Consider the following 10787-nt stretch of genomic DNA (forward strand, 5'->3'; position numbering starts at 1 on the left):
GGCCATTGAGCGCGCGGGCAATCTCGGTCGTTTGCCGACGCTGGCTGTCGGCCTGCTCGACTTCATCGATCGCCGACCATGTCGCCACCGCGATCAGGCCGATCGCGCCCAGCACGGTGGCCGTCGCCAGCCTGCCTTTGGTGCTGATCTTCATGATGTGGCCCGCCCGATGACCTAATGCACCACGGTCACGCGCTCAGGCCGCACGGCAGACAGGGCGTCCATGGACATGTTGGCGAGGAAATTCGGGATCGGCCCGTCCTTGGCGTAGCCGCGCGCCATGACCCAGCGCGCCTCGTCCTCCAGCGTCACCAGCTGGTGTTGCAGCAAGTCGACCCGCAAGTCCAGCTCTTTCCAGGTGGGCTGCAGGCGATCGGGGGTCAGCTTCAGACGATCGGCCATCAGCGCCAACGCGTCGGCAGGCTCTTTCCGCACATACGCCTCGGCTTTCAGCAGCGCCCGGACCACTTTCTTCATCGTGGCCGGACGCTCTTTCAGCGTCGCGGTGCGCCCCACCAGCACATGCGTCACGGTGTAGGCATCGGGCTCGGCGAGCGTCACCCCCTTGTCGGCCAAAGCGACCTCTGCACTCTGGCGCACGGGCTGCCACGTCGAGGCGGCGTCGACCGTTCCCTGCTCCAGCGCCGCCACGAGCTGGCCCGGGGGCAGGTCGACCATCGTGACGAGGTCGGGTGTCACCTTGTGCCGGATCAGCAAGGCCCAGAGAAAGTACTCGCCGCTGGTGCCGAGCGTGACGCCGACCTTCTTGCCCACCAGATCGCGCGGCCCGGCGATGTTCCGGTCGCGCCGCGCCACCAGCGCCATCTCGGTGGCCACGCTGGCCATGCTGGCAACGATGGCGAAGTCTTCACCTTGCAAGACCGAAATGACGAACGGCACTTCGGCTGCTGCCGCGAGATCGACCTTGCCTTGCGTCAGCAGTTCGAGCGCGGCCTTGCCATGGCTGACAGGCGTCGTCACGACATCCAGCCCTTCTTCGGCGAAATAGCCTTTGGCGGCGGCCAGATGAAGCAAGGCCGCATGGGGCGTCGACGAGACGGCAATCGTCAGACGGTCGTTCGGTGTGGAACGCCCGTCGGACCTGACAAGGTGAATGGCAAACGCCGCCCCGAACAGCAAGAGCAGGCCTGCAAGCACCACCCACGCCAGCAGACGCCTGTGCAGGCGGCCGTCCTGACGAGGCCTGACCGAAGCATTCATGCTTTCTGATCTCCCTGGCGCGGGTGCCACCGAACCATCGATACGTCGGCACGGTGGACATACTCGCGCCAGTAGAGCGTAGGGGTCCATGCAGCGACTGACAACCCTGCCCCAAATGCCATGACAAGAGCATGGGCTTCGCGTGCGTCGCAAAGGGTTATGGGTCTCCAATGAAGCGCCACCACGAGACTTGTCATACTTTTGGTGGCCGCCTGATGAGTTCTCGCCGTGCACCCTTTCTGGTCCTCGCCCACCACCGGTCTGGCTCGAATTTCCTCAATGACGTCCTGCAGGCGCACCCGGCTCTGGAGTGTCTGAACGAGCCTTTGTCGATGCACACCGGCCTGTTTCGCCAGTGCGATCTGACCCGCTGGGATGCCAAGGATTACGACCCCGAAAGGCTGCACGCCAGCCTGGCCGAAGAGCCCGAACTGCGCGGTTATCTGATCGAGCTGCGGTCCTATCTGCTGCACTCAACCGAGCGGCGCACCGTCGGATTCAAAGAGACGGTACTTTTTGGCAAGTTGGGCTGGTTGCAGGCTTTCATGCCGTCGCTGAAGGTCGTCTTCCTGCGCCGTGACCCCCGTGCAATCGTCAACTCGGTGCTGCGCAGCGGCCTGATGAACTTCTGGCGCTACCAGGACACGGTGCCGCCGGTGTTTCAGCGGCTGTTCCCGGCTTACGCCAGCCACCTTCGAGCCCATGAACAGGAGGCCCTGGCGGCCGAACTGGTGGCGATGAGCGTGGTCGTCCGCTACGAATTGGCGCGCACCTCGATTGGCGCGTTCGAACACTGCGTCCTGCCGTTCGAGGAGTTGCTTCTCAATCCAGCCGAAGAGCTGATGAAGGTCACCAGCCTGCTCGGCGTGGCGCCCCACCCGGCGCCCCTGAGCTTCATGCACGAGCGTGCCACCGACAGCCGTGGCGGCACTTTTTCGTCCTTTCGGCGCGGCGGCGACGTGGCGAATGCGTGGCAAGCGCATCTGAGCCCTCGCCAGTGCCAGGTCATCGAGGAGGTGTTGCACGCCGCCGGCGAGCGCGTACCCGCTTGAGTTGAGCGTGGCTGCTCAGCAGCCTCTGCCTCGAGGGGTGAGTCGACCTTCGGGCGGTTGGTCGTCGACTCCTGGCGTTGCCCCGAAACCTTGGAGGTATTGGCATCGTCGCGCGGTTGTGTGAAGGGAGAAATCAACATGAGAAACGAAGTGGTTCATGCCTATGTGGCCAATGCGGTGCGTTTCAAACCGCGAACGTCCCGCCTGGCGAACGGAAGGCCGCTGCGCGCAGCAGCGACCTTGCTGACGTGCGAAGCCGCCGTCGCCTTGCTCAACGAGATCGGCCTGCCGCCCGAGGGGGAAACGGCGTACCGCTATGTCAATGTCCACAACCCGCGATGCCCGCTCGTCTTCGAGCCTAGGGCGCACCGCTGGGCGTGCATACCGTCGCAGCGGCTGCATCCGGTCTGCGGCATCAACTGGGCAGGCGCGCGGCTGCTGTGCCAGCAGCTGGGCGGCCGGCTTCCGCTGAGCTCGGAGTGGGAGGCCATCGCGTCGAACAACGAACCGACCCGCGTCTACCCCTGGGGTGACCTCGACCCGACCCCGGCGCTGGCCAATTTCGACGAACACCTGGGCGGAACCAGCGCCGTCGGCAGCTTCCCCGCTTCTGACCTGGGGCTCTACGACCTGGCCGGCAACCTCAGCGAATGGTGCGAGGACCGGCTGGAAGCGCCGGCCGGGGGGCTGCCCGGCGAACGGGTGATCAAAGGCGGCGCGTGGAGCAAGGGGCCCCATCACCTGCGAATCGCCGCGATGCGCGGCAAATGGGAGCGCCTGGGCACCACCACCATCGGCATCCGTACCGTTTGGGATGACTAGGATGAAGCTCCACCTACGGCGCTTGGAGCGTGGCGGGCAGCCCCGTGGCATATCAAGGCGTGGCATGCCAGCGACCGCCGCAACAGGGCGGTGGTGGTGTCCCCGGGCGCAGGCCCCATTCGCGGTCGCCCCAAYGTCGCCAGGGCACCACCGTGTTGATGCGGCTGAACGCGACATGCCGCGACAGTGCCCCGCGAGCGTGGGCCGGAGAACGGGGGCACCGCCACCGCCCTGCCGCCACCACCTCAGCAGTCTCTACAAGCGTCGCAACAATGGACCACTGACATGAACGACCACACTGCAGTGAGCCTGGTGATCTTCGATCTCGACGACACCCTGATCGACTTCGCCACGACCCGCCAACTCGCTTACACCGAACTCGGCAAACACCTCGATCAGGAAGGCCACGATTCGGCCGCCTACCTGCAGGCCTGCGCAGCCTGCGATCGCCCCTTGTTCGTGCAATTCGAGCAAGGGCTGCTAACGCGTGCGCAGTACAGGTTGCGACGCTTTTCCGATCCGTTTGTCCAGCTCGGCGTCAAGCCACGAGAGGCGCTGATCGAAGAGCTGAACAAGATCTTCATGGACTGCGTCAATGACACGCCCAGGCTGTACGAAGACGCCTGGCCCACGCTCGAAAGGTTGCGCGCGCAAGGCCTTCGCCTGGCGATCCTGACCAACGGCCCGTCCGATGGCCAGCGCCGCAAGCTCGAAGCCACGGGCCTGGGCCGCCTGGTCGACACGATCGCCATTGGCGAGGAAATCGGCTACAGCAAACCCTCGGCCCGCGCCTTCCACACGGTGATCGAAGGCTTCGAAGCCAAGGCCGCAGAGACCTTGATGATCGGCGACTCGCCGGAGCTGGACTACGACGCCGCGCTGCAAGCGGGCCTGCAGGCGACGTTGCTCGACCGCAGTGGCCTGCACCGCGCCAGCGGCCGGCGCGCGGTCGAATCGCTGCATGCGATCCTGGCCCACACCGGCGGCTGACTGAAGCTGCGCGTCAGTCCATCGGCCGGTGCCCGACCTCGACCAGGATGCCGCCCGGCGCGTGGCAGTAGAAGAGCAGGCTGCCGCGCATCGTCTGCGGCTCCTGCGGCAGCTCGATGCCCGCGGTTTTCATGCGCTGGAAGGCGTCCCACACCGCGGCCTCGGAAGGCAGCAAGAAGCCGATGTGAAAGGTCTTCGGGTACAGCGGGCCCGGCGTTGGTGCGGCCCGTGTCAGCACGAGCACCACGCCGCCATCGCCGCGAAGAATGGCCATGCCGTCGTTACCCTTGGTCTTCAATAGCGTGAAGCCGAAGGCGGTTTCGAAGAAGGACACGGCGGCGGGAACGTCCGGCACCGACAAGTCGAGATGGTTCAGTTGCATTGCAGTTTCTCCAGTGGATCCGACAGGCTCGGCTGGATGGCGGTGCAATGCGATGAAGGCAGCTGCTGGCCACACGGACGAGCCTGCGGCGCGCAGATCTTTCATGATCAAGGCGCCGAGGTTCGTCGTGGGTTCTCACGCCCGACCTTCGGGCATGGAGCAGAGCTCTCCGGGGTTGGAGAGGGGTCGGGCTTACCGAAAACCGACCCTGCCTTTTTCGACGGCCGCAGTGTAGCGGTTCAACGGGCCTCAGGCCGATCGAAGCTGCCGCTGTCGCGCTCGTAGGACCGCCGCCGTTGCCGTCGCCCGGCCGCCTTGACGCGGTAGCTCATCGCGTCGGCGCGGGCGATCAGGCCCTTCCAACCGCCCTCGCCTGTTGCATCGAGAGCCACGCCCACGCTGGCGCCCACAGTCAGGCGCAGGCCGCCGACGTGGAATGGCTTAGCGGCGGCGTCGCTGACCTTTCGCGCAACTGCTTCGACATGGCCCAGCTCCGTCACGCCGGTCAGCACGATCGCGAACTCGTCGCCGCCCAGCCGCGCCACGGCGTCCGTCGGCCGCACCAGGCGCTGCAGCCGACCGCCGAACAGGATCAGCACCTCGTCGCCGACGGCATGGCCATGGGTGTCGTTGACCGGCTTGAAGCGGTCGAGGTCGATGAACAGCACCGCCGTCGTCGCACCATCGCCGGCTTCAGCCTGCCGCACCAGCCAGGCATCGAAACCGGCCCGGTTGAGCAGGCCGGTCAGCGGGTCGCGCTCGGCCAGTGCCAGCAGGCGCGTGCGCTCTTCGCTGTGGCGGGTGATGTCGTGGGCGACGCCGATGAAGCCGTCCACCGTGCCGTCTTCGAGCCGCAGCGGCACATAGGTCACGCTGGCATGCTTGCCGACTTCGGCGCCGGGATACTCTTTTTCGTAGCTCACCGTCTCGCCCGCAAGCACACGTGCCACCCACGGCCGGATGCGCTCGTACTCCTCTGGCCCCGCCACCTGCTCGATCGAGCGACCGATCACCTCGTCGCGCTTGCGGCCGCGCCAGCGCTCGAAGGCGCGGTTGACCAGCCGGTAGCACGTGTCGACGCCCCAGACGCCGACCATCGCCGGAATCGCTTCGACCACAGCATGCAACGTCGCCGTTTGCCGCGCCAGGTTCTGGCGGGCGGCCAGGTCGGCCGACACGTCGCGCATGATCCCCGAGTAGCGCGCCACGCGGCCCCGCACATCGCGGTGCGCGATGACCATGTAGCTGACCGGCACGATCCGGTCCGGGCCGCCGCGCACCGTGGCCTCGCCGACCCATACGCCATCGCGCTTGACGGCCGGGATGATCTCCTTGTCGAAGCGCTCGTTGGTCAGCGGCGTATTGAACTCGCTGAAATGGCGGTCGCCGACCGGCTCGTCCGGCCGGAAGCCCAGCGCACGCCGCACGGCGGGGTTCAGGTAGAGGATGTGGCCGCGCCAGTCCGTCTGCACCACGTAGTCGGGCGTGTTGTCGAACACCTCGGTCAGGTCGCGCAGCGCCCGCTCCACCGCCTTGCGATCGGTGACGTCGACCCCGATCGTGAAGACACCTCGCACCTCGCCATCGGGCCCCAGGTCCGGGATCAGCTGGCTTTCGACACAGCGCAATTGGCCGTTGACCTGGTCTTCATACTCGAAGCGCTGGGCCCACCCCTCCAGCGCCTCTTCCAGACGCGCGTTGACCGCGTCGTCATCGCTGAGGCCCCCCGTCAATTCGGTGCGCGTGTGGCCGATGATGGCCGCCTCCGGCCGGCCAAAGCGCTGCGCGTGGGCCCTGTTGACGAACTGATAGCGCCCGTCGCGACCGACATAGGCAATGCGCACCGGCACGTTGTCGGCGATCTTGCGGATGAACTGCTCGCTCGCTTCGAGGCGCTGCTCCAGCTCCTTGCGCTGGGTCACGTCGCGCCCCACCGACTGCAGCATGCGCGCCTGGCCGGGTATGTCGTGGGCGCGGTTGACCCAGGCCACCCACATCGGCCGCCCATCGGGCCTGAGCATGCTGTTTTCGCCGGACATCGTGCGGCCGGTCTTGAGCACCTCGGCCAGTTGCCGCCGCACCGCATCGCGATCGGCCGGGTCGACGAAATCGTAGAGATTGCGCCCGCTCAGGTCGGCCGCCCTCAGGCCCAACTGCCGGGCGAACGCCGGGTTGACATAGCTCAGCGTGCCGTCGACGTACGACAGCGAGATCATCTCCTGCTGCTCTTCGACGATGGCGCGGTGCTGCTGCTCGCTGGCCGAAAGCTCGCCCTCGTAGCGGTTGCGCATCGCCAGCAGCATGCTGATCTGGATACCCGCCAGCGTGCCGGTGACCGCCAGGGCCGCGACGATCCAGATCGCCAGGCGCTTGCTGGAGGCCGTGGCCGCCACGACGCGCTCGGTGGAGGTGTCGCGCTCGATGCGCATCAGCCGCATCAACTCTTGCAGCTCGCGGTGCAGTGCCTCAGCCACGCCCTGCCCGGCGTGATTGCGCACGACTTCCAGCGCCGCGTCGGGCTGCCCCTGGTCGATCAACCGCACGGATTCGGCCAGTTCCGACCACTTGGCAGCGGCCAGTTGGTGAACCGTGTGCACCCGGTCTGCCAGCGCCGGCAGGGCCTGGCCGACCGCGTCGAGGTCGTTCAGCAGCAACGGCAGCCGCAGATCGGCTTCGCGGAAGAACGCCAGCTCACGCGGCGCCCCGGTCAACAGGTAGCTTCTTTGGCCGGCTTCGGCATAGCCGACGGTAACCAGGATGGTCTGCAGCTGGCGCAGGTGGGTGTTCAGGTCGACCTGGCTGGCGGTCTCGTCCAGCACCGTCTCGGCTTGGCGCGCAAACATCACCGTCCCGGCGACGAGCGCCGCCAGCGACAGGGCCAAGGCCACGGCGGTGGCACGCAGCCGCGCGCTCAACCGTCGGCGTCTGGCCTGACTTTCGGCGTTCACTCCTCGGCGCCCCAGGTGGTCGGTCTTGCCGTGGGCTCCCCTGTCCGTCGCCAGTCTAGAACGATCGCCCGTGCAGGTGGCAGGGCTTCGTGCAACCAGCCGTACGCACTTTCCCGCCCCTGCAGCGCTCGCGAGTCCAAGAGCAAGGCCACGGGAGGCATGCGGAAAAATTCACGGCTTGACGTCGATTCCGAAGAAGTGGATGTAAACGGTACCGCTTGTCGGCCGAAAGCCGAAGCCATACACAAGTTACAGGGAGCTGCGGGCACTTTCCGAAGAGGAAGGCCTGCAAAACCGGCCATGAATGAAGCCGTAGAAGTCAACCACCACTACCTCGACCGGGTGGTGGCGCTGTCGGAAGACAGCGGCGTCGAGGCCAGCGAAGACATCATGGCCGGCAACGGCATGAAGCTGCTGGCCAAGGGCGCGAGGATCGATGCCCGTGCCCGCGACCGCTTGCTCGAGTACAAGCTCAGCAAGCCGTTGGAAAGCATGATGCGGGTGGTTGAAGGCGTGGGCTCGCGCAAGATCGACCGCGTGGCCGAGGCGCTGCTCGAACGCCACCCTCTGCTTTCGCGGCTGTGCGGTGCGGCCACCGGCAAGCTGCTGACCACCTCGCTGCGTGACCTGATCCTCACGTCGCAGGTCGATTCATTGCTCAGCGTCTACGCCGCGCAAGGCCAAGCCAAGCTGGAGCACGCGGTGGGCATCGCACTGGTCAGCGCGGCGATGGCCAACCAGGTCTCCGGCGGTCCGCCGATGGATCTGATGCTCTTGGCCGGCCTGCTGCACGACGTGGGCGAGGCCTACATCGACCCGGCCATCCTGGCCCCCGGCGCCAGGTTGACGCCGCAGCAATGGAAGCACGTGGCCGCTCACCCGATCGTCGGCGCCCGCGTGCTGAAAGACATGCCCGGCGCCGGCGCCAAGGTGGCCAGCGCGGTGCTGCATCACCACGAGCGGCTCGACGGCTTCGGCTACCCCGGCGGCCTGCGCGGCGACGCGCTACCCCTGCCCGGCCAGGTGCTGGCAATGGCCGAAATGCTGATGGGCCTGATGGAGGCCGGCAACCACCACGCCGAGCGCGCCGCGGTCGCGGTCAAGCTCATTCCCGGCGAATTCAACCGCGCCTTGCTCGACAAGGTGGCGACCGCTGCCCACGCCGAGACCAAGAGCCGGCCGGCGCACGACGACCCGGCGCTGGTGGCCTCGGTGCAGGAGCTGGCCGAGCGCGTCACCACCGTCTACGGCGCGTTGCAGCGCTTTCGCCAGCACCGCGAGCTGATCGTGAGCAAGATACCGACGGCCAGCGCTTCACTGAAGAGTTTGCTGGAACATGCGGTGGAGCGATGCCAGCGCATCAGCCTGGCGTTTTCGAGCACCGGGCTGGACAGCCACAAGCCCGATGCGTTGAGCGCGCAACTGGCCGAGCTGGACGCCAACGTTCAGCTGGAAATCTCCATCGTGCTGCGCGAGCTGCAGTGGCGGCTGCGCGAAGTCAAACGCGAAGTGACGCTGCGCTCGGCGCAGCTGACGCCGGCCGATGCCGCGGTGGTGCAGCGGCTGGTCGAAATGACGAGCGCCTGAGGCGGCGCTCGCCGCCGCCGCATCGCGCGGCGGAATCAGTGGCCTGCTATTCATTGGGCTTCGCCGACGACGATGCCTCGCCCGTTGGTGCCGACGTAGACCCGCCCGAACACGCGCGGATCGCCGGTCAGCGCCTCTCCGAAGTTGCCGTATTGGTGCTCGCCATCGTTGATGCGTTGCCAGGTCGCGCCCGCATCCACCGAGCGGAACAGGCCGCGCACGCCACCGATCTTGGCCACGGCATAGAGCGTCACGTAGTCCGCCCCTGGTGCCGCCTTGCCGAACCCGATGTTGTCGGCCTCCGGCACGCCCTTCACCTTGTTGAAGCTGGCGCCGCCGTCGGTGGAATGCCACAGGCCGTAGACGCCGGTGTCGCTGCCGCCGGCCAGCCAGACGTCGCCTTCGCGCCCGGGCACGGCCTTGAACTTCACGTGGTCGATGGTCGGCAGGTTGGTCGCCGCGGTGGCAGCGAACGAGGCGCCACCGTTCGTGCTGACGTAGAAGCGGCCGCCGGCGAACGCGTAGAACTTGGCTGGGTTCACGCGGTCAGACCGGACCTGGGCACCCGCCGGCACGCCCGACGACTGCGCCCATGAGCTGCCGCGGCTGATCGAATAGACCACCGGTGCGCCACCCGACGGGCTCCACACGAACGTGCTGGCATCCGCCGCCACGGCGATCACGCCCGCGCCCGCGCCGCCGGCCGGCTCCTGGCCTTGGTACCAGTTGTGGCCACCATCGGCCGACACGCCGATGCGATTGACGTTGGGGTTCGCGGCCTTGTCGATCTGCCCCACACGGACCATCACCTCGGGCTTCAGCTCGGCAAAGTCGATGCTGCTGTTGCCGCTCAGGTTGGGCGTCAGGTGCATCATCGCCGGCACCTTCTTCAGGTCGTCGTGCCGGAAGCCGGCCACGTCGTACATGGCCGAGAACAGCGGTGCGCCGGCCGGCGGGCTCACCAGGTCCAGCACCGCGGTTTCCTCCAGGCCCTTCACCATCGGCTTGATGGTGATCTGCCCGCCCTGCTGGTCCCAGTTGAGCAAGTTGGTGCTGCCGTAGAGCGTGGCCCCGGTGCCGTACATCAGGCGATTCGCGTTGAAGGGGTCGATCTCGACCGCCTGCGTCATCCAGCCCAGCTTGGGCGACACCTCGGGCGGCTGCGGGTTGGCGCCGAAGGTTAGCCAGGGTACATCGCTGATGTCCATCGTGTAGCGGAAGCTGCGGTTCGGGTAGCTGGTGAACTCCCAGGCGCGGGTCCACGTGCTGCCGCCATCGGTGCTGCGAAAGAACTGGGCGTCTGGCCACCACGAGACCTGGGTCGCCACCATCAGCACCTTCGGGTTCTGCCGGTCGACGGTGAGGCCGCTGTAGCCGAAGTAGTCGTCCGGGCTGGACGACGGGATCGGGCTGATCTGCGTCCACGCGCCACTGGCGAGGTCGAGCTTCCAGACGTCGCCCTTGGACCCGTCGTAAGGCCCGCCGGTGTCGCTCGTCGCGATGTAGAGGAAACCGTTCACCGGCTCCAGCACGCCCTTTTGCGGCAGATAACCCACCGGTTGGTTGGCCACCCGTTCCCAGGTGGCGCCGGCATCCTTGGAGCGATAGATGCCGTTCTGCTTGTCGGCCACGCCGACATAGATCACGCGTGAGGACTTGCCCGGGCTACCGCTGCGCGGGTCGAACGCAACCCACAAGACGCCCTGGTTGTCCGAGTTGTAGCCCGAGGTGTCGTTGGGGTCGGCGACGTAGTTGCCGGGGTTCGGAAACGACGCGACTGCAGCC

At 66.9% G+C, this 10787-nt stretch carries 8 protein-coding genes; 4 read left to right on the forward strand and 4 right to left on the reverse strand.

Annotated features, from left to right (window positions below; genetic code table 11):
* Positions 1-174: 174 nt before the first annotated feature.
* Positions 175-1311 carry an ABC transporter substrate-binding protein gene (locus AC1DYI_RS17720; protein WP_477205449.1) on the reverse strand — a complete coding sequence of 379 codons (1137 nt, stop codon included), beginning with the start codon at positions 1309-1311 and terminating at the stop codon, positions 175-177.
* A gap of 80 nt (positions 1312-1391) precedes the next feature.
* On the opposite strand from AC1DYI_RS17720, the gene AC1DYI_RS17725 reads away from it, so the two are divergent.
* The 3 genes from AC1DYI_RS17725 to AC1DYI_RS17735 all read left to right on the forward strand — a co-directional run bounded on the left by AC1DYI_RS17725 (position 1392) and on the right by AC1DYI_RS17735 (position 4085).
* On the forward strand, positions 1392-2273 hold the full coding sequence (locus AC1DYI_RS17725; protein ID WP_477205450.1) for a sulfotransferase: 882 nt from the start codon (positions 1392-1394) through the stop codon (positions 2271-2273).
* Between the two features lie 57 nt (positions 2274-2330).
* On the forward strand, positions 2331-3095 hold the full coding sequence (locus AC1DYI_RS17730; RefSeq protein ID WP_477205451.1) for a formylglycine-generating enzyme family protein: 765 nt from the start codon (positions 2331-2333) through the stop codon (positions 3093-3095).
* Between the two features lie 285 nt (positions 3096-3380).
* Positions 3381-4085, forward strand: coding sequence for an HAD family hydrolase (locus tag AC1DYI_RS17735; RefSeq protein ID WP_477205452.1), 705 nt, complete (start codon positions 3381-3383; stop codon positions 4083-4085).
* Positions 4086-4098: 13 nt separating this feature from the next.
* On the opposite strand, the gene AC1DYI_RS17740 is transcribed toward AC1DYI_RS17735, so the two are convergent.
* Both AC1DYI_RS17740 and AC1DYI_RS17745 read right to left on the reverse strand, forming a co-directional pair.
* Positions 4099-4467, reverse strand: a complete 369-nt coding sequence (locus AC1DYI_RS17740) for a VOC family protein (RefSeq protein ID WP_477205453.1) — start codon at positions 4465-4467, stop codon at positions 4099-4101.
* A gap of 239 nt (positions 4468-4706) precedes the next feature.
* Complete coding sequence (locus AC1DYI_RS17745; protein ID WP_477205454.1) at positions 4707-7355, reverse strand: PAS domain-containing protein; 2649 nt, start codon at positions 7353-7355, stop codon at positions 4707-4709.
* 360 nt (positions 7356-7715) lie between these two features.
* Between AC1DYI_RS17745 and AC1DYI_RS17750 the strand changes: the two genes are divergently transcribed.
* Entirely contained in the window at positions 7716-9002 is a 1287-nt protein-coding gene (locus AC1DYI_RS17750; protein WP_477205455.1) for an HD-GYP domain-containing protein, read from the forward strand.
* Between the two features lie 50 nt (positions 9003-9052).
* Here AC1DYI_RS17750 and AC1DYI_RS17755 read toward each other — a convergent pair.
* The coding region (locus AC1DYI_RS17755; RefSeq protein ID WP_477205456.1) for a sialidase family protein at positions 9053-10787 on the reverse strand (1735 nt) is incomplete at its 5' end.

Source organism: Ideonella sp. P3_A4 (assembly GCF_056403075.1).

Excerpts from the sequence above, each read along its gene's own strand:
- AC1DYI_RS17725 (WP_477205450.1), top strand. The coding sequence starts at position 1,392 with ATGAAGCGCCACCACGAGACTTGTCATACTTTTGGTGGCCGCCTGATG.
- AC1DYI_RS17750 (WP_477205455.1), top strand. The coding sequence starts at position 7,716 with ATGAATGAAGCCGTAGAAGTCAACCACCACTACCTCGACCGGGTGGTG.
- AC1DYI_RS17720 (WP_477205449.1), bottom strand. The coding sequence starts at position 1,311 with ATGGACCCCTACGCTCTACTGGCGCGAGTATGTCCACCGTGCCGACGT.
- AC1DYI_RS17735 (WP_477205452.1), top strand. The coding sequence starts at position 3,381 with ATGAACGACCACACTGCAGTGAGCCTGGTGATCTTCGATCTCGACGAC.
- AC1DYI_RS17740 (WP_477205453.1), bottom strand. The coding sequence starts at position 4,467 with ATGCAACTGAACCATCTCGACTTGTCGGTGCCGGACGTTCCCGCCGCC.